The organism is Actinobacillus arthritidis (genome assembly GCF_029774155.1).
Lineage (GTDB): Bacteria > Pseudomonadota > Gammaproteobacteria > Enterobacterales > Pasteurellaceae > Actinobacillus > Actinobacillus arthritidis.
This window is the reverse complement of sequence record NZ_CP103833.1, coordinates 1,919,742-1,938,892: the sequence shown is the minus strand read 5'-3', so window position 1 is coordinate 1,938,892 and position 19,151 is coordinate 1,919,742. Positions and strand designations below refer to the sequence as shown.

General features: G+C 37.7%; 16 protein-coding genes and 3 pseudogenes. 8 read left to right on the top strand and 11 right to left on the bottom strand.

Annotated elements, in window-relative coordinates; translation table 11 throughout:
• Positions 1-16 precede the first annotated feature (16 nt).
• The 6 genes from NYR89_RS09245 to NYR89_RS09220 all read right to left on the bottom strand — a co-directional run bounded on the left by NYR89_RS09245 (position 17) and on the right by NYR89_RS09220 (position 6,432).
• Positions 17-655, bottom strand: a complete 639-nt coding sequence (locus tag NYR89_RS09245; RefSeq protein WP_279445576.1) for a YagU family protein — start codon at positions 653-655, stop codon at positions 17-19.
• A 190-nt stretch (positions 656-845) separates the two neighbouring features.
• Entirely contained in the window at positions 846-1,781 is a 936-nt protein-coding gene (locus tag NYR89_RS09240) for a KpsF/GutQ family sugar-phosphate isomerase (protein ID WP_279445575.1), read from the bottom strand.
• A gap of 11 nt (positions 1,782-1,792) precedes the next feature.
• Entirely contained in the window at positions 1,793-2,551 is a 759-nt protein-coding gene (kdsB, locus tag NYR89_RS09235; RefSeq protein WP_279445574.1) for a 3-deoxy-manno-octulosonate cytidylyltransferase, read from the bottom strand.
• Between the two features lie 45 nt (positions 2,552-2,596).
• Positions 2,597-3,451, bottom strand: coding sequence for a 3-deoxy-8-phosphooctulonate synthase (kdsA, locus tag NYR89_RS09230; protein ID WP_279445573.1), 855 nt, complete (start codon positions 3,449-3,451; stop codon positions 2,597-2,599).
• Positions 3,448-4,077, bottom strand: coding sequence for a CatB-related O-acetyltransferase (locus NYR89_RS09225; protein WP_279445572.1), 630 nt, complete (start codon positions 4,075-4,077; stop codon positions 3,448-3,450). Before NYR89_RS09225 ends, kdsA begins: the two co-directional genes overlap by 4 nt.
• Before the next feature lie 273 nt (positions 4,078-4,350).
• Complete coding sequence (locus NYR89_RS09220) at positions 4,351-6,432, bottom strand: glycosyltransferase (protein WP_279445571.1); 2,082 nt, start codon at positions 6,430-6,432, stop codon at positions 4,351-4,353.
• A 151-nt stretch (positions 6,433-6,583) separates the two neighbouring features.
• Between NYR89_RS09220 and NYR89_RS09215 the strand changes: the two genes are divergently transcribed.
• The 4 genes and pseudogenes from NYR89_RS09215 to NYR89_RS09200 all read left to right on the top strand — a co-directional run bounded on the left by NYR89_RS09215 (position 6,584) and on the right by NYR89_RS09200 (position 10,393).
• The gene (locus tag NYR89_RS09215; protein WP_423848102.1) at positions 6,584-7,765 is read left to right on the top strand and encodes a polysaccharide biosynthesis/export family protein; all 1,182 of its coding nucleotides are present in this window, start codon (positions 6,584-6,586) and stop codon (positions 7,763-7,765) included.
• A 25-nt stretch (positions 7,766-7,790) separates the two neighbouring features.
• Positions 7,791-8,949, top strand: a pseudogene (locus NYR89_RS09210) (capsule biosynthesis protein).
• Entirely contained in the window at positions 8,949-9,746 is a 798-nt protein-coding gene (locus NYR89_RS09205) for an ABC transporter permease (RefSeq protein WP_279445570.1), read from the top strand. Before NYR89_RS09210 ends, NYR89_RS09205 begins: the two are co-directional and overlap by 1 nt.
• Positions 9,743-10,393 (top strand): ABC transporter ATP-binding protein, encoded by a 651-nt coding sequence (locus tag NYR89_RS09200; protein ID WP_279445569.1) that lies wholly within the window; start codon positions 9,743-9,745, stop codon positions 10,391-10,393. The genes NYR89_RS09205 and NYR89_RS09200 overlap by 4 nt, the downstream gene beginning before the upstream one ends.
• 196 nt (positions 10,394-10,589) lie before the next feature.
• On the opposite strand, the pseudogene modF reads toward NYR89_RS09200, so the two are convergent.
• From modF to NYR89_RS09185, 3 genes and pseudogenes are all read right to left on the bottom strand, one after another.
• Positions 10,590-12,046: pseudogene (modF, locus tag NYR89_RS09195) on the bottom strand (molybdate ABC transporter ATP-binding protein ModF).
• A gap of 96 nt (positions 12,047-12,142) precedes the next feature.
• Positions 12,143-13,093: a methionyl-tRNA formyltransferase gene (gene fmt / locus NYR89_RS09190; RefSeq protein WP_279445568.1), complete on the bottom strand. Its 951-nt coding sequence runs from the start codon at positions 13,091-13,093 to the stop codon at positions 12,143-12,145.
• A 214-nt stretch (positions 13,094-13,307) separates the two neighbouring features.
• Positions 13,308-14,258 (bottom strand): TAXI family TRAP transporter solute-binding subunit, encoded by a 951-nt coding sequence (locus NYR89_RS09185; RefSeq protein ID WP_279445567.1) that lies wholly within the window; start codon positions 14,256-14,258, stop codon positions 13,308-13,310.
• Between the two features lie 164 nt (positions 14,259-14,422).
• Between NYR89_RS09185 and NYR89_RS09180 the strand changes: the two genes are divergently transcribed.
• The 4 genes from NYR89_RS09180 (at position 14,423) to mscL (ending at position 17,666) form a co-directional block, all read left to right on the top strand.
• On the top strand, positions 14,423-15,049 hold the full coding sequence (locus NYR89_RS09180) for a YigZ family protein (protein ID WP_279445566.1): 627 nt from the start codon (positions 14,423-14,425) through the stop codon (positions 15,047-15,049).
• Positions 15,050-15,136: 87 nt separating this feature from the next.
• A complete protein-coding gene (locus NYR89_RS09175; RefSeq protein ID WP_279445565.1) occupies positions 15,137-16,615 on the top strand; it encodes a TrkH family potassium uptake protein in 1,479 nt (492 codons plus the stop codon).
• Between the two features lie 32 nt (positions 16,616-16,647).
• Complete coding sequence (gene hemG / locus NYR89_RS09170) at positions 16,648-17,175, top strand: menaquinone-dependent protoporphyrinogen IX dehydrogenase (protein ID WP_279445564.1); 528 nt, start codon at positions 16,648-16,650, stop codon at positions 17,173-17,175.
• Positions 17,176-17,276: 101 nt separating this feature from the next.
• On the top strand, positions 17,277-17,666 hold the full coding sequence (gene mscL / locus NYR89_RS09165; protein ID WP_279445563.1) for a large-conductance mechanosensitive channel protein MscL: 390 nt from the start codon (positions 17,277-17,279) through the stop codon (positions 17,664-17,666).
• 39 nt (positions 17,667-17,705) lie between these two features.
• Here mscL and deoR read toward each other — a convergent pair.
• Positions 17,706-18,456: pseudogene (deoR, locus tag NYR89_RS09160) on the bottom strand (DNA-binding transcriptional repressor DeoR).
• A 20-nt stretch (positions 18,457-18,476) separates the two neighbouring features.
• Complete coding sequence (deoC, locus tag NYR89_RS09155; RefSeq protein ID WP_279445562.1) at positions 18,477-19,151, bottom strand: deoxyribose-phosphate aldolase; 675 nt, start codon at positions 19,149-19,151, stop codon at positions 18,477-18,479.

Genomic DNA, 19,151 nt, shown 5'->3' with positions numbered 1-19,151 from the left:
ATCACTTAGATTGAAATTAACGAGCTTGATTTAACGGAATTTCCGCATCCGGTTCGTTTGTGATGCGATTACGTAAATCACGACGGATTACCTCAATCGTCCAGAACCAGAAGATATGACCCACTAATTCAGAAATGTGTTCATATAAAGGCCATTCTGCAACCGGTGGCGTTAAACCTAATGCAGGGAATGTAATGTAGTGAACACAGATATTTGCGATGATACCTGCACCGATACCTTGCCAGAATTTAATTTTTGGGAAAACTTCAGCCACTAAGCAATAACCGATTGCAAACACTAATGAGAAAATCATATGCGTTACACCGATTGAGTTAAAAGGGTGATCCGCAAAAGTAAATGCAACAGTGTTATAAGGGTCGATACCGATATAATCACGTAAGAATACCGCCGGAGGGTTTAATACCGCACGTGAACATTGTTCTAATGCACTATTCATCGCTAAAGAACCTGAATTTAGTGCATCTAAAACAGGTTGTGGACAAGCTGATTGGAATAAATCAATCGGGCTACGTGGTGGGAATGGATGCTCTGCACCCCATTTCACGAATGCTGAAATAATTCCAGCGATAACACCTACGAATACGGCTAAACCGTAACGACGACGGCTAGGATTTGTTTGTTCAAAAAGACCCATAATAAGTTCCTAAGAAAAAATAAAAAGAAAAAAGAGATTTGTGGTTATTTTTGGTAATTAAATCCAAAAATATGGACAGTATTCTCCTCTTAATCGATATAAATTGCAATCTATTTGCAATGATAACGTTATCAGTTTTGTCTAATATCAAGAAAGTACCTTAGATCAATAGTTTATTATTACAACTATTTTAGTTTGAAAATTCAAAGATACCTACAACTTGATTTTCCTTATTTATTACAACTAATGAATGGACATGTAACCCTCTCATTTCTTCCTCAGCTTTAGCAAGAAAAGTACTTTCTAGGATAGTTTTAGGATTCTTCGTCATAATTTGATCAGCTGTCATTAACAAACTATTAGCTCCTTTATCAGCTAATAAACGACGAATATCCCCATCAGTAATAATTCCCAGTAAACAGTCATGTTCCATAACTAGAGCAACGCCTATTCGACCTTCATTCATTATATTTAAACATTCGCTAAATATTGCCGTTGGAGAAACTATTGGTAATGATCTAATCATTACATCTTTAACCGTACAGAGTAATTTTCGCCCTAAACTGCCACCCGGATGAAAACGAGCAAAGTCCATAGTTTGGAAGTTTCTTGCTTTAATTAAAGCAATCGCAAGTGCATCTCCTAGTGCCATAGTCACTAATGTGGATGTTGTTGGAGCAAGATTATTTGGACAGGCTTCTTTTTCTACGCCAATATTTAAAATAATATCAGCATGCTGTGCTAGGGTTGAATTAGAATTACCTGTCATTGCAATAATTTTATTACCAAAACCTTTTAAGCTAGGAATTAATTTATTTACGTCATCAGTTTCACCACTATTTGAAATAAGAATTACGATATCGATAGATTTTAACATCCCCAAATCACCGTGAAATGCTTCGGTTGGATGTAAAAAGAAACTTGGTGTTCCCGTAGAAGCAAAAGTAGCAACCATTTTCTGACCAACTAAACCTGATTTACCAATACCAGCAACAACTAAACGTCCCTCACAAGATAAAATCATTTCAATAGCTTGATTAAACTCAGTAGATAAGCGATTATGTAAACTATCTATTGCTTGGGTATATAAAGATAATGTTTCTCTAGCACTTGCTAAGTAATTCATATTTTATAGCCTTATTTATTTGATAAAATTAAACGAACTCGCTCTAAATCTTCTTGCGTATCAACACCAACTTCAGGCGTTTCTAATGCAATATCTAAGTGTATCTTTTCTCCATTCCACAAAGCCCTTAACTGCTCTAAAGATTCTAGCTGTTCTAAAGCCGTCGGTTGCCATTGTACATACTGCTTAATGAAGCCTGCACGATAAGCATAAATACCTATATGACGAAGATACTGGTTTTGAGTAACAAAATCATCTGAACAATCAGGGAAGTTATCTCTAGCAAATGGAATAGTCGCACGAGAAAAATATAACGCCATACCATTTTTATCTGAAAGTACTTTTACTACATTAGGATTAAATAATTCATCTCTTTGAGTTAATTTAACCGCTAATGTTGCCATATTTACTTGATGATTATCTAAATTCTCTGCAACTTGTTTGATAATACACGGTGGAATGAGAGGCTCATCGCCTTGAACATTAACAATAATCTCATCATCACTAATATTCATTTTACTAACAACTTCAGCTAAACGTTCTGTTCCGGATGAATGTTTATCCGAAGTTAGGCAAACTTCTCCACCAAAGCGAGTAACAACCTCAGCAATCTCAGAATGATCTGTTGCAATAATTACTCGATGTCCTCCCGCTTGCTTTGCTCTTTCCCAAACGTGTTGGATCATCGGCTTACCTAAAATATCCAATAACGGTTTTCTAGGTAAGCGAGTCGAAGCATAACGAGCCGGGATAATAATAGTAAACTTCATAAAAACCTCATAAAAATCCCCTCTAATTAAGAGGGGAAATATTTCTTATCGTGACGTATCAATTTCTTCAAATGATTTAACTAAATCATCAATCGCTTTCATTTGACTAACAAATGCTTCTAATTTTGATAACGGTAGGGCTGACGGACCGTCACATTTCGCACTGTTCGGATCCGGATGCGCTTCAAGGAATAAACCGGCTAAACCGATCGCCATACCGTCGCGAGCCAATTCGGTTACTTGATCACGGCGACCGCCTGATGCCGCACCGAACGGGTCACGGCATTGTAATGAATGAGTCACGTCAAAAATTACCGGACAGCCTTTTGATACTTTTTTCATAATGTTAAAGCCGAGCATATCCACCACTAAATTATCATAGCCGAAGTTGGTACCACGGTCGCAAAGAATCACGTTTTCGTTACCACATTCTGCAATTTTTTCCACGATATTACCCATTTGACCTGGGCTTAAAAATTGTGGCTTTTTCACGTTAATCACCGCACCGGTACGTGCCATTGCTTCGACTAAATCCGTTTGGCGAGCTAAGAAGGCTGGTAACTGGATAATATCCACCACTTCCGCTACTGGTTTACATTGATAAATTTCGTGTACGTCAGTAATAATGCTCACACCGAAGGTATCTTTTAATTCTTGGAAGATTTTTAAACCTTCTTCCATACCCGGACCACGGTAAGAGTGAATTGACGAACGGTTCGCTTTATCGAAAGAGGCTTTAAATACATAAGGCACACCCAGTTTGTTGGTCACTTCTACGTATTGTTCACAGACACGCATTGCCATATCACGGCTTTCTAATACGTTCATACCGCCGAATAAAGTAAACGGCTTGTCATTCGCCACTTCAATATTGCCGACTTTTACGATTTTTTGTTTCATTTAGAGTTCCTTAATAAGGTAATTTGCTCAATAGCAAGTTCAATGTTATCAAATTGAACGTCTTTTAATTCAATAGGTGAAAATTCCCACCATTTTAAATTCTGCGACTGAGAAATAGTATGATCATCAAAACGATAACGAATAATTCTAGCTGGACAGCCTACAACTATCGCATAGGGTGGAACATTTTGATTTACAAAAGACATTGCACCAATAATTGCTCCATCGCCAACTGTAATACCGGATTTAATAATACTTTTTGCACCAATCCAAACATCATTACCTATCACAGTTTCTCCATCAAAGTTGAATTTAACTTTTCTAGAAAATGATGTTTCTGGATGATTAGTCATCAATGCATGGCTATATTGGAAACTATGAGTTGAAAGAAAATTATCTGGATGAGCTACTACTCCAATTTCACAATTCCGAGCAATAGACGTATAACGCCCAATTTTAACATCAGAATAAATAACAGAATTATTATTAATAAATGCATATTTATTAATTCTGCAGTTATTATGTATTTCAGCTAGTTTTCCGATAGATACAGGCACCTCAATAAGAGAATTTCTACCTATAAAAACATCTTTAGCAATAAAATTAAGCGGATTTAATATAGACATAATATCCTATTTATTATCTTCTTCGTACAAAGAATCTGCCCAAACGAATAATCGGATTTTTAGAATCAACAAAAAATTTATAAGGATCTCGTTTAAACTTATTAAACTTGGCTTTTCTTATTTCTTCTTTAATTGATTTTTCAACTTGATCAATCATTTTCTTTGTATGATCGGTTAAATTTTCATTTTTTAATAAGGAAGTAAAATTAGATATATTACGATTAGAAGATGTTTTCCTATTCTCTGAAATAAAGTCTCCTCCTACTTCCTCATTTACTTTTTTGTAGTCGCTTGTTTCTTTTGAAAATGGATATCTAAGGCATATCGTTCAAAAATAGGTGCATTTAACGATAATGTCGGTCTATTTTCTGATAGGTAATTAAAAACTAATTTCCCATCAATTTTTAAATTATAGAAATCAATTCCCGTAGTAATAGTTCTTAAGCTACCATCTTTTTCTGTTCTCGTTGTTACTTTAGGCTTACCAAATGAATAAAAAGAGTTAACTAAATAATGTATGAATTGTTTCATCTTTTCATCATCAACTTTAAATCCTTTTACAATACGTTTTGCTAATTCCTCAATTTCTTCTTGAATATCTAAATCAATTATTTTTACAGACTGGTTTATACCATCTATCGAATAGAAAGCATCACCAAAGATCCATGTCGGTTTTTCCATCATCATGGAATAGATCCCTACGCCTGAATTAATTAATGCCACGCTATCAGCTAGCTCAATTAAATCAATAAAATGAGTATCTTCATTAACATATTGAGCATATTTCAAGGTTGGTGTTTCTGTTTCTAAAGGATGTTTTTTGCATAAAACAACCCAACCTTTAGACATTAAACTTTTTGCTAGATTATCAATAAGTTGAATAAATTTTTCGAATGAACCGACTGCCCCTGACATATATTTAATAACAGTATCAGATGGTCTTTGTAATGGTACAAATAGAACTTTTTTAGAGCCTAGCTGTAATTTATGTGCTAATGCTTCTCCTCCGATTCGACTTGATTGTTTTTCTAAGAAGTTACTACCGAAAACACACTTATTAATATATTCTTCAATATTTTCTTTTTCCTCCAAAGATAAAGGAATATTCCAAAGTGCCTCACCATAAGAAGTAGAATCTGCATTAAAGCCATTTTTATCAAAGAACCAAGAATCTGGTAATGCACCTCTTTCATATATATAGAATGGGAAATTCATTCTTTGACACCATTTGTAAATTTCTAATCTTGCAGGATTCCCATATGGATTTGGGAAAATAATTTTTTTAATCTGATTTGATTTTAACATTAATTCAAAATCATCTTCTAATAATATTCCTGAATCATTAACAAAGTTATATTCACTTACATATGTAACATTTCCTAAAAAAGGAAATACATCCTTTAAGCAATTAGAAGCATTTGTATTAATTTTTCCGAAGAAAAGAACATTTTCATCCATAATACTTAATGGAGCTGGATTAAAGCCTGTTTCTACGAACTTCTTAAATTTATCAACATACCTTGTGCGGTTCTGAACAATGGATGTTGGAGAATAAAAACTTACATTTTTAGGTCTAGGATGCCATAAATGAACTACAAATAAATTCATCATCATCGCCGGACGAGCGACTATCGCAAAATGGCTTCTAAAACCTTTATAGGAAAGTGTATCCCAAGTTTTTTGGTCTAAATAATAATCTTGTGTTTTAGGGATAATATTTTCTTCACATAATAAACGATGGTATAACTCAAAGTCTTCGTAACCATGTCCTCTAAATTCAAGGTCATGCCCACCAACAGATAGATAGTGATAACGATCAACCACCATTACTGATGAACATAATGCCATATTCTCAATAGAAATCTTATCACCTTGCAAATAACGAAGATAAAAATGAGTAAATCTCATTGATTCATCTGCACCTAAGAATTCTTTAGTTCCATCTTGAGTCAAATACATACAAGGAATTGCTAAAAAACTTTTCTTATACTTAGAAACTCCCCAACATTCCATCAATACTAATAAACGATCCCAAAAATCAGGAGCTACTCGCAAATCCACATCTAAGAATGTTACAGCACTCCCATTTGCTTTCGTTACACCATAATCTCTACATGCCCCAATAGAGAATGGTTTTCCAAAGGAATCATGGTATAAATATGTATAATTATATTTATCACAAACACTCTGACATATCTTACGATATTTACTTGAACTACCCGAATCAATAACTAGAATCTCAAGAGGTAAATGCTTAGGGAATGTTGCTAATAAATCCTCTAATCTTTCAATTAGATAACTAGATATGTCTGATTCACATCTGAATGGGATTATGATTGATAGTTTTGGTGTCATATAATTCATTCCATTATTTAATTAGTTTATAGTTTAATAATAAAGTAAGTTACTACTACAACGACAAAGTGTATAAGTGAATAAAAGTTCACAAACTCAGTTAACGTAATATATAATAAATCATCCAAATAAGTTACTAAAAGTATACATCATGATGAATAATAAAGCACTATTTACAACTATATTACTGTTTCCTTTTTTATCTTCCTGTTCAAACCTCCCCACTTCAGGTCCTAGCCATAGTGCGATCTTAGAAGCAAACTCCCAAAATTCAGCTCAATCATTACCGGAAGTTAATGTTGTAGAATTAAATAATGGGTTAGTCCAACAATTATATCAATCTCAGCAAAGTCAATTATTCTCCGGCTTTTCAGAAACCGCTGGTGGAGCTAATTATTCAGGTTCTGCAAATATCGGTGATGTCCTTGAAATTTCTATTTGGGAAGCTCCGCCGGCAGTATTATTTGGCGGTACTTTTAGTTCCGAAGGACAAGGTAGTGGGCATTTGACCCAACTTCCGCCACAAATGGTTAACCAAAATGGGACAATCAATGTGCCATTTGTCGGTAATATCCGTGTAGCTGGAAAAACACCGGAAGCGATTCAAGCTCAAATTACCTCAGCATTAAAACGCAAAGCAAACCAACCTCAAGTATTAGTCAAAATTGCCAATAATAATTCTGCCGATGTGACGGTTATCCGCCAAGGTAGTACCGTGCGTATGCCGTTAACGGCAAACAATGAGCGTGTATTAGATGCAGTAGCGGCAATTGGTGGCACAACGGAAAATATTGAAGATGTCACCGTGCGACTTACTCGTGATAATCAAGTAAAAACCCTAGCGTTTGAAACGCTTATCGCAAACCCTTATCAAAATATTACATTACGTGCCGGTGATGTGGTATCACTTTTAAATACCCCATATAAATTTACGGGTTTAGGGGCTGTGGGTAATAACCAACAAATGAAGTTCTCCAGCAAAGGGATTACGCTTGCTGAAGCTATCGGTAAAATGGGCGGTTTACTTGATAATCGTTCGGATCCGAGAGGTGTCTTCGTGTTCCGTTATGTTCCTTTTTCTCAGTTAGATATGGAACAACAAATGCAGTGGGAAGCAAAAGGCTATGGAGTAGGAATGGATGTACCGACCGTATATCAAGTCAACTTACTTGAACCTCGTTCTCTATTTTTAATGCAACGTTTCCCAATTCAAGATAAAGATATTGTGTATGTTTCAAATGCACCATTGTCTGAATTTCAAAAATTCTTAAGAATGATTTTCTCGATTACTTCGCCGATTACCAGCACAACCAATACTATTCGTGCATATTAATAAATTGAATTGATAAGGATAAAAAATGGAAACCACTATTGAAGTAAAACCGACAGAGAAACCGCAACAATCGATCAAAAAGAAAAAAAGCGGATTAAAGAAAATTAACCCATTGCTTTGGATAACTGTAATTATTCCTACTGCATTATCCGTGTTTTATTTTGGTTCAATTGCTTCTGATGTTTATATTTCGGAATCCAGTTTTGTGGTGAGATCGCCGAAAAATCAATCTTCTTTGACCGGTGTTGGTGCTTTATTACAAGGCTCAGGCTTTGCTCGTTCACAGGACGATACTTATACCGTACAAGAATATATGCGTTCTCGTACTGCTCTTGACCAATTACTGAATGAATTACCGATTCGAGAATATTATGAAAACCAAGGCGATATTATCGCTCGTTTTAACGGCTTCGGTTTCAATGACAGTAAAGAGGCGTTTTATAAATATTTTCGTGATCGTTTGAATGTCAGTTTTGATTCTGTTTCCGGTATTGCCAGTTTACGTATTCGAGCATTTAATGCGGAAGAAGGTCAAAAAATTAATGAAAAATTACTCCTAGAGGGGCGAAACATTAATTAACCGCCTAAATGAACGTGCAAGGAAAGATACCATTTCATTTGCGGAACAAGCGGTAAAAGATGCAGAAAAAAATGTAAATTCGACCGCTAGTGCATTAAGTAAATACCGTATCAAAAATAAAATTTTTGATTTACCGGCACAATCCGGTGTGCAACTTTCTTTAATCTCAAGTTTGAAAAGTGAGTTAATTCGTGTTGAAACCCAGTTAGCACAATTACTTTCTATTACGCCAGATAATCCTCAGGTTGAAGCATTACAAATGCGTCAAAAAAGTTTAAAAGCTGAAATTGAACAACAGTCAAAACAGCTTTCCGGTAACAATAGCAGTTCGATTGCGACCCAAACCGCTGATTATCAACGTTTAGTGCTTGCTAACGAATTAGCACAACAGCAATTAACTGCGGCGTTAACCTCATTGCAAAATACTAAAAATGAGGCGGATCGCCAGCAACTCTATTTAGAAGTTATCAGTAAGCCAAGCAAACCGGATTGGGCGGAAGAACCTTATCGCTTATATAATATTTTAGCGACTTTCTTTATCGGTTTAATGCTTTATGGTGTGTTAAGTTTATTACTTGCAAGTGTGAGAGAGCATAAAAACTAATGCAATACGGTGATCAAACAACTTTTCGCCAATCGCTGATGATTCAAGGACGAGTCCTCGGGGCATTGCTTATGAGAGAAATTATTACGCGTTATGGTCGGCAGAATTTAGGCTTTCTATGGTTATTTGTTGAACCACTCTTATTAACTTTCCTGATTGTATTAATGTGGAAGTTTATTCGAGCGGATCGGGTTTCCGACCTGAATATGATTGCGTTTGTTATCAGCGGTTATCCGATGGCGATGATGTGGCGTAACGCATCAAATCGTACTATCGGAGCAATTTCCGGTAATTTGAGTTTATTGTACCATCGTAATGTACGAGTATTAGATACGTTGTTGGCTCGTGTAATACTCGAAGTAGCCGGTGCAACGATTGCCCAAATTATTATTATGGCATTCTTAATCCTGATCGGTTGGATTGAAATGCCAAAAGATGTGTTCTATATGGTGATGGCTTGGGTATTAATGGCATTTTTTGCTTTAGGGCTTGGGCTAATTATCTGTTCTATTGCACAAAAATTTGATGCTTTCGGCAAATTATGGGGAACATTAAGTTTTGTACTTTTACCGATTTCAGGGGTGTTTTTCTTTGTTCACGCCCTTCCAAGTCAAGCACAACAATATGCAACTTTATTGCCTATGATCCACGGTACGGAAATGTTTCGTCACGGTTATTTCGGCGATAGTGTGACGACTTATGAAAGTATTAGTTACTTAGTGATTTGTGATTTAGTTATGTTGTTCTTCGGCTTAATAATGGTCAATAACTTTAGTAAAGGCATCGAACCACAATGATTAGCGTACAAAATGTGAGTAAAGATTACTATACTCGAAGCGGTAAAAAGACTGTTTTGCAAGATATTAATTTTGAGCTGAAAAAGGGCGAAAAAATCGGTATTTTAGGGCGAAACGGTGCAGGGAAATCAACTCTAATCCGTTTGTTAAGTGGTGTTGAGCCACCAACGACCGGCACTATCGAGCGACAAATGTCAATCTCTTGGCCACTTGCCTTTAGCGGTGCGTTCCAAGGTAGTTTAACCGGTATGGACAATTTACGCTTTATTTGTCGTATCTACAATGCGGATATTGACTATGTGAAAGCATTTACCGAAGAATTTTCTGAATTAGGTGATTATTTATATGAGCCGGTTAAGAAATACTCCTCCGGTATGAAAGCACGTCTTGCTTTTGCTTTATCGCTGTCAGTTGAGTTTGATTGCTACTTAATTGATGAAGTGATTGCGGTAGGTGACTCTCGTTTTGCGGCAAAATGTAAGTATGAATTATTTGAAAAACGTAAAGATCGTTCGATTATTTTGGTTTCACATAGCCCATCTGCGATGAAAGAATATTGTGATAATGCCATGGTGCTTGATAAAGGGATTATGTATAAATTTGAGAATATGGACGAGGCTTATAAGTTCTATAACTCAACACTTTAATAGCCCACGCACATCTCCCCTCTTTAGCAAAGAGGGGCAGGGGGAGATTTGACAGAATGAATTAGCGAAGAAATATGCTAATTAACGCTTTTATAAATATAAAAAATGAAGTTCTATTCAATTTCATATCTCTATTGACAAATCTCCCCTAACCCCTCTTTACTAAAGAGGGGGATTTCCTTTAAAGGTTAAAAACCTAATTTAACGCCGTCTGTACGTAGCGATAACCACCATTCTCTTGCGGAACAAACTCAAATAAATGCGTGATGCAATTTGGGGCGTCCGCATCTTGATGCGACACAAATAGCAACTGGGTTTGGCTGTTCATCACGAGTTGTTCGATAAACTGCTTAACCAGTTTGCGGTTTACGCCGTCCAAGCCTTGCGGCGGTTCGTCTAAAATCAAAATCGGCGGATGTTTTACCATAGCTCGAGTAATCAATAATAACCGTTGTTGTCCCCACGAAAGTGAACGGAACGGTTTTTTAGCCAGATTGGCTAAATGCAAGCGTTCCAGCCATTCCATTGCTTTGAGCTGTAAAGCACTCGGCACTTGTTGGTAAACACCGATCGAATCAAAAAAACCGGATAAAATCACGTCTAACGCAGAGCAATTCACCCGATAATCCATATGTAACTGGTCGCTCACATAGCCGATATTTTTCTTTATATCCCAAATTGTTTCACCGGAGCCACGCTGACGTCCGAATAAATGTACGTAATTAGCATAGGCTTGCGGATGGTCACCGGTAATAATCGAAAGCAAGGTTGATTTCCCTGCCCCGTTCGGGCCTTTAATCCACCAATGTTGTTTGGGGGCAACTGTCCAAGTTAGATCATCAATAATGGTTTTTTCGCCGTAACGAATCATCACGTTTTTCAGTTCGAACGGATTGGTATTCGGTGGGAGCTGAATCAGCGGTGCGGCACTGTCCGGCAACGGTGCATTCACATTTTGTTCTGCAAATTTTAGCTGAGAATAGACCGCTTGTTCTTCAATCGCTTGGCGTTCGCCTTGTAAAATCAATTGCAGATTATCCAATAAGGCAATATGCGTAGCACAGTCGGGAATATCATTAAAACGGTTGGAAATCAGTACCACCGCCATTTGCTTGCCGAGCTGTGCCATAACGTCTTGCCAATAAGCGACCGAGGCTTGGTCTAACCCTTCGAAAGGCTCATCTAGAATCAATAAATCCGGTTCACTAACCAACATTTGGCAAAATAATACTTTGCGGCTTTCGCCGGTCGAGAGCTGAATAAACGGGCGATCTAATAACGGTTGAATGCGTAATTTCGCGCATATTCCTCGCATAATTGCGTTTTTTCGCTACCGTTTAAGATAATTTGACGGGCGGTTAAACCGAAATCATCCGGTGAAACCATATCGTTGTTACGGTGTTTAAAGATTTGCTCGATGATTTTTTGTTGTCGCTCGAAGGAAAGTAAAGCGATATGTTGGAAGCTGTTTTGGTATTCACCCGAATATAACGAAAGTGAATGGTGTAGTGCTTGGGCGAAGGCGGTTTTACCCGAACCGTTACCGCCAACAATTACCCAAAAATCGTGAGTATTGATTTCCAGTGATTCAATCGACAGTTTATTGTGTTGAGCAAGGGAAAATAAGGCGTTATGGATGTTGATGTTTGGCATATTGTGTTCCTGTTATGACGGAAAACACAACGCTAATGGAATAATTATGCTAAGTGTGTGCGTTATGTTTTCCAGTATCAGAGAGTTTTTATATTTTTAGAGTTGTTTGCCTACTGCAAACCAATTGGCACGTCCGTTAAGGAAATCTTGCACGGACATCGGTTTTTTACCGGAAGGTTGCAATTGCGTGATATTTAGCACGCCGTCTTGTGTTGCAATTTGAATACCGTTTTTATCCGCTTGTAATACCGTACCGGCGACCTTAGCTTGATGCGGTAACACATTTGCTTGATACACTTTCACGCTTTGTTCTACGCCGTCCACCTCTAATGTGAGGAAACTAATCGGCCATGGGTTAAACGCTCGAATATTGCGTTCCAGCTGACAAGCGGTCAAATTCCAGTCTAATTTTGCTTCTTCTTTTGAGAGTTTTTCCGCATAGTTGGAAAGCGCTTCATCTTGTTTTTCCGCTTTAAACGTTTGGCTTTCTAAACCGTTTAACACCTCTAATAATGCCGGCGGTGCAAGTTCGGCTAATTTGGCATATAACGAAGCGGAGGTTTCGTCTGTGGCAATCGGTGTGGTAACTTTATGTAACATATCACCGGTATCTAAGCCGATATCCATTTGCATAATGGTCACGCCGGTTTCCTGATCGCCCGCCCAAATCGAACGTTGAATCGGTGCCGCACCACGCCAGCGAGGTAACAGCGAACCATGCACATTTAAACAACCGTATTTCGGAGCATTCAGTACTGCTTCCGGTAAGATTAAACCGTAAGCCACCACGACCATCACATCGGCATTTAGTGCTTTTAATTCCGCTTGTGCTTCTTCCTTACGCAAGGATTTTGGTTGATATACCGGAATGTTATGTTGTTCGGCTAATTGTTTAACCGGGCTAGCTTGCAACTTTTTGCCTCTGCCGGCAGGTTTGTCCGGTTGGGTATAAACCGCAATCACATTATGTTCTGAATCTAATAACGCTTGTAAGTGTTGTGCGGCAAAATCAGGTGTGCCGGCAAAAATAATATTAAGTTTTGACATGATTTTTGTTGATAAGTGAATGGATAATGGAATTGTAACAGAAGAAATACGACAGCTGTATTTTGTGCGAAATATTTTTAACCACAGAAAACACGGATTGCACAGAAGATAGCCCTGTCCCCCGACAGATGCTGGTAATTGATTGATATATGAAAAATAAAGGCACTCATTAAAAGATGAGTGCCATCATCAATACGGTTTATCCTGTATCAACTTACAACCAACCACGCTCTTTATAATATTTTACTGCACCGGAATGGAGCGGAGCGGAGAGGGCATTTTTGACCATTTCCGTTTCGGATAAATGAGCAAATGCCGGATGTGATTTTTTGAAGCGATCGAAGTTTTCAAATACCGCTTTCACCACTCGGTAAACCTGTTCCTCACTCATATCGCTGGAAGTGACTAAGGTTGCATAAACCCCGAAAGAATCGACCGCTTGTTCAACATTTTTATAAACTTTAGCCGGGATAGTCGCTTTCGCATAATAACCTTGCTCCGCCACTAATTTGTTAACCACATCATCAGCAACCGGAATCAAGCGAATATCACAACTATTGGCCGTTTCTTTGAGTGCGGCATTCGGGTGACCGACATTATAACTAATCGCATCCACATCTTTTTCGCACAACGCTTTACCCATTTCAGCTGGCGTGAGTTTTAACGCTTCTTTAAAATTCGCTTCCGTCCAACCTTTGGTTTTGAGTAACACATTCATCGTTGCCTGAGTGCCGGAACCATCTACACCGACATTGACTTTTTTACCTTGCAAATCATCGACCGATTGAATAACGGAATCATTGCGTACGACTAAGGTAAACGGTTCAGGATAAATTGAAAAAATCGCACGCAATTTATCGTTCTTTTTACCTTCAAACGAGTTTGTGCCATGGTAAGCGTGATATTGCCAATCCGACTGCACAATCCCCATTTCTAACTGACCATTGGCAATTTTATTCAGATTATCGACCGAAGCATCGCTGGCTAAGGCTTTACAAGCGGTGTGATTTTCGCCGCGATTGACAAATTGGCAGATCGCATTACCGGTGACGAAATAAAGTCCGCTATCACTACCGGTACCTAATTTAAGTGTGGTTTGTTCTGCGTGAACAATCCCTGTAAGCAATAAACCGGCTAAAAGGGAAAGTTTATAAGATATTTTCATAGAGACCCCCTCAAAATAGAATTGTATTTGCTCCTTGAAGATATACTTTTTTGTACAATATATGCAACTTTTTTCTCCATTTTTTATACATAAGCGGTCTGTTTTCGCCAAATTTCTCCAAATTCAGGTATGATCATTAATTTATACATTCGTTGGCTAAGTTTATGGAATATTTTATCCCTCAAAAAACGGTTATTTTTGAAGAAGAGATCAAAAAAAGTCGCTTTCTCACTTATCTTGCCCATACTGATGGCATAGAACAAGCAAAAGCGTTTGTAGCAGAAATCAAAACGCTACATCCTCAGGCTCGCCATTGGTGCTGGGCAACTGTTGCCAGTACCCCGAATGATTCTCAACAATACGGTTTTTCCGATGACGGTGAACCGTCGGGAACAGCAGGTAAACCGATGCTAAATTATTTACTCGGCTCCGGGCTAGGTGAAATTACTGCGGTTGTCGTGCGTTATTATGGCGGTGTGCTATTAGGTACAGGCGGTTTAGTCAAAGCCTATGGCGGAGGTGTGCAACAAGCATTATTACAACTGGAAAAACAGCGAAAAGTCTTGCGTCAGAATTTTTGCTTGGTCTGTGAATACGACCAGTTTAATAGCTTACAACATATGATAAACGAATACGATATTTTGACGCTCGATCAACAATTTAGCGATAAAATTAAAGTCACGCTAGCCATTAACCCTGCAGAACTTGCTCCATTTACCCAACAAATTACTCAACGTTTTGCTGGGAAACTTGTGCTTACAAAGAACAAAGAAGCAGAGCAAGCAAAGTAATTCAATGTATTCGCTGTGACTTTTTGCTAAAATCTACCGAAACTTAACCGCTTACAAATCGCCTATCCCAATTAACCTGAGGTTTTTGTGCAATTTTTATCCATTATTCGTATTGTCGGCATCTTGATTATGAGTTTCTCTTTCACGATGTTACTTCCGGCTTTTGTCGCCTTCATTTATGGCGATGGTGGCGGTCGAGAATTTCTGCAATCTTTTTTGCTGACTTTTAGTGTAGGCACATTGCTTTGGTGGTTTAGCCGTCACCAAAAAAATGAACTCCGTTCACGTGAAGGTTTTTTAATTGTCGTGCTGTTCTGGGTGGTACTTGGCTCATTAGGGGCAGTTCCATTTATCATTTTAGAACACCCTAATCTCAATCTCAGCGAATCCATCTTTGAATCTTTTTCGGGGCTAACCACTACTGGAGCAACAGTAATCACTGGCTTAGACAATCTCCCGAAAGCGATCTTATTTTATCGCCAGTTTTTACAATGGTTGGGCGGTATGGGAATCATCGTCTTAGCGATTGCGATTATTCCATTAATCGGTTTAGGTAAGCTCTATCGGGCGGAAATGCCGGGGCCGTTAAAAGATCAAAAAATGCGTCCTCGCATAGCAGAAATCTCTAAACTGCTATGGCAAATTTATTTTACGCTGACCGTTTTATGTGCCTTAGCCTTTAAAATGGCTGGAATGAGCTGGTTTGATGCGATTTGTCACAGTTTTGCTACCATTGCTATCGGTGGATTTTCTACTCACGATGCCAGTATGGGCTATTTTGACAGCACCGTGATTAATATTATTACCGTGGTGTTTCTACTAATTTCATCGATTAACTTCGGATTACATTTTGCCTTAATCGATCAGTTAAAAGATAAGAATAGCAAGCAAACCGGTAATATTTTTAAACGATTGTATTGGAAAGATTATGAATTTCGCTCTTTTGCAGTGATTCAATTAGGCCTATTTATCATTTGCTTTTTGATTCTGTTGGCTTATAACTATTTTGAGAACTCGCAAATTACCTTTCAACACGCCTTATTTCAATCGGTATCCATTTCAACTACAGCCGGTTTTACCACGAATGATTTTAGCCAATGGCCATCGTTCCTACCGATATTATTAGTGATGGCATCCTTTATTGGTGGTTGTGCAGGCTCTACCGGAGGCGGATTGAAAGTGATTCGAGTAATGTTGTTATATTTACAGGCAAACCGAGAAATCCACCGTTTCGTACACCCAAATTCCGTAAAACCGATTAAATTAGGGTCACATATTTTCTCAGAGCGTATCGAAGAAGGTATTTGGGCATTTTTCTCCGCTTATGTCTTTGTGTTTATTGTCTGCTGGCTCGGTTCAATCGCCTTCGGTATGGAAACCTTTGATGCCTTTAATGCCGTTGTCGCTTCACTAAATAATTTAGGCCCGGCATTAGGTAGTGTTAGCTCAAACTTTACCCAAGTGCCAGATGGTGCGAAATGGATACTCACGATCGCAATGGTATGCGGACGTTTAGAAGTATTTACACTCTTAGTAATTTTAAGTCCGGTATTCTGGAAAGACTAAGCGACAATGGTCGCCTATTATGGAACAAATCAATGAAAACACTTATTCTCTATTTTACGACTGACGGTCAAACCAAACGTATCGCAGACAAATTAGCACAAGAAATACAACACGAAGTCGAACTAATTTCATTACAAGCCCAAGCGGTCAATTTTGCCGAGAAACTTGCAAATGCAGATCAAATCGTCATCGGTGCATCAATTCGTTACGGACATTTTAATGATTTAGTCTATCAATTTATCGAACAACATCATCAGGTTTTAAATCAAAAACCTTCTGCATTTTTTAGCGTAAATCTGACCGCTCGTAAAGACAACCGCAAAACGCCGGAAACTAACACTTATACCCGCAAGTTTCTTGCTAGAATCAAGTGGCAACCGACTCAAATAGAAGTGATTGCCGGTGCGTTACTTTATCCACGCTATACCTTGCTCGACAGATTATGTATTCAACTCATTATGAAGTTAACCAAAGGTGAAACCGATGCAAGTAAAGAATATGAATACACCGATTGGCAACAAGTGAGTCGATTCGGACAAAACTTAAACCAAATTAGTTAAGTGTAAATTTAGTTAAAAGTGTTAATAATTTATTAACACTTACTCTATAATTGAACACTTATTGCCCAATTTGGGTGTGTGTTTAAGAAAAAGGAAAAGCAATGAGCATTTTAAAAGAATTCCGTGAATTTGCGGTAAAAGGTAACGTAGTAGATATGGCTGTCGGTGTAATCATCGGTGGTGCATTTGGTAAAATCGTATCATCATTAGTAAGTGACGTAGTCATGCCACCTATCGGTTGGTTAATCGGCGGCGTAGATTTTAAAGATCTTGCGGTTGAAATCGCACCAGCAAAAGAAGGTGCTGAAGCGGTCATGTTAAAATACGGTGCCTTCATTCAAAATATTTTTGATTTCTTAATTATCGCAATCGCAGTATTCGGTATGGTTAAAGTAATTAACAAACTGAAAAAACCAGCAGAAGGCGCACCAGCTGAACCAACAGCACAAGAAAAATTATTAACTGAAATTCGTGATTTATTAAAAAAATAAGTCAGTTCAAAAAGGCGAGCTAATGCTCGCCTTTTTTATTTAACAACTGCTATTGAATTTCTGATTAAACTCTTCGGGTAATTCCTGATCGGAAATGTACGAATCAAACTGCGAAAAATCACCAATATAGGCTTTTTGGATTTTATGTAATTTTGAATGATCAAACACTAAAATTGCCTGCTTGCGTTTTTGCTATGGCCTTTTGTTTCGTTTTTGCCTCTTCAAAATTAAAGCAAGTAATGCCTTTCTTTAAATCAATACCTGCCGCGGAAATAAACGCTTTTGTAGTACAAATAACATCTAATTCATTGGTTAACTGAATAGGGGTCATAAAAGAATTATGACGAGAATAATTACCTCCGCATAAAATTACTTGGCAATTAGGCTTCTCTTGTAATACCATAAAAGTATTGATTGAGCAACATATGGCTGTAAACGTAACAGACGGATCAATTTGAGATGCAATAAAAGGAATCGTTGAACCACAATCAAAAAAAACGATATCCCCATCTTCAACCAATTTAGCGACAAGACTTCCTATCTGCATTTTTTCTGCAATATGCTTGGTTTCTTGTTCAAAAATTTGATAATTTGCTTCATTCACTTTTTGTGGATCACGAACAATATAGCCACCTAATAACACGATTGAGCCTGCACTGGCATTAATATCCCGTCTGATCGTCATTTCCGATACATTCAAAATATCAGCGGCATCACGTAAATGCACCTTATCCATTTTCTTAAGTAAAAATTCAAGTCTTTGAATGCGTGACTGTATTTTATTATCCATAACAGGCTCATTATCTCTTATTAGTAATTACTACTATTGTCTTTTAATCCATTAATAATCGCAATCCCTGCACTTGCTCCAATTCGGGTTGCTCCGGCTTTAATCATGGCTAATGCTGTTTCCGTATCTCTAACGCCTCCTGAGGCTTTTACACCGATTTCAGATCCAACAGTTTTACGCATTAAAGTAATATCTTCTATGGTTGCTCCACCACGATTAAAACCTGTCGATGTTTTAACAAAACCGACGTTTAATTCTCGACAAATTTCACAAGCTTTGACAATCTCTTCTTTGGTTAACAAACAGGTTTCTAAGATAACTTTTAACAAAGCCCCTTCGCAAGCTCGTAAAACTTCCTGAATATCTGCCTTAACCGCTTCCCATTTATTAGATTTAATCAATCCAACATTAATGACCATATCAACTTCCTCAGCACCAGCTTTAATCGCTTCTTTTGCTTCGAATGCTTTTACCGATGATAAATTCGCCCCAAGAGGGAAGCCGACCACTGTGCAGATTTTAACATTTGAACTGGCTAGTTTTTGTTTTGCTAAAGGTATATACCCTGAATTAATACATACCGAAAAGAATTGATTTTCTACCGCTTCATCACAAAGTCGCAGAATATCTTGCTCAGTTTTTTCTGCTGTTAACGCTGTATGATCAATAAATTTCGCAATTTCATTCGGTTTCAT

Coding starts and splice junctions, on each gene's coding strand:
- kdsA (WP_279445573.1), bottom strand. CDS start 3,451: ATGAAACAAAAAATCGTAAAAGTCGGCAATATTGAAGTGGCGAATGAC.
- NYR89_RS09180 (WP_279445566.1), top strand. CDS start 14,423: ATGGAATATTTTATCCCTCAAAAAACGGTTATTTTTGAAGAAGAGATC.
- fmt (WP_279445568.1), bottom strand. CDS start 13,093: ATGTCAAAACTTAATATTATTTTTGCCGGCACACCTGATTTTGCCGCA.
- mscL (WP_279445563.1), top strand. CDS start 17,277: ATGAGCATTTTAAAAGAATTCCGTGAATTTGCGGTAAAAGGTAACGTA.
- NYR89_RS09205 (WP_279445570.1), top strand. CDS start 8,949: ATGCAATACGGTGATCAAACAACTTTTCGCCAATCGCTGATGATTCAA.
- NYR89_RS09225 (WP_279445572.1), bottom strand. CDS start 4,077: ATGTCTATATTAAATCCGCTTAATTTTATTGCTAAAGATGTTTTTATA.
- NYR89_RS09200 (WP_279445569.1), top strand. CDS start 9,743: ATGATTAGCGTACAAAATGTGAGTAAAGATTACTATACTCGAAGCGGT.
- NYR89_RS09215 (WP_423848102.1), top strand. CDS start 6,584: ATGATGAATAATAAAGCACTATTTACAACTATATTACTGTTTCCTTTT.
- NYR89_RS09185 (WP_279445567.1), bottom strand. CDS start 14,258: ATGAAAATATCTTATAAACTTTCCCTTTTAGCCGGTTTATTGCTTACA.
- hemG (WP_279445564.1), top strand. CDS start 16,648: ATGAAAACACTTATTCTCTATTTTACGACTGACGGTCAAACCAAACGT.
- NYR89_RS09240 (WP_279445575.1), bottom strand. CDS start 1,781: ATGAATTACTTAGCAAGTGCTAGAGAAACATTATCTTTATATACCCAA.
- NYR89_RS09220 (WP_279445571.1), bottom strand. CDS start 6,432: ATGACACCAAAACTATCAATCATAATCCCATTCAGATGTGAATCAGAC.
- NYR89_RS09245 (WP_279445576.1), bottom strand. CDS start 655: ATGGGTCTTTTTGAACAAACAAATCCTAGCCGTCGTCGTTACGGTTTA.
- deoC (WP_279445562.1), bottom strand. CDS start 19,151: ATGAAACCGAATGAAATTGCGAAATTTATTGATCATACAGCGTTAACA.
- kdsB (WP_279445574.1), bottom strand. CDS start 2,551: ATGAAGTTTACTATTATTATCCCGGCTCGTTATGCTTCGACTCGCTTA.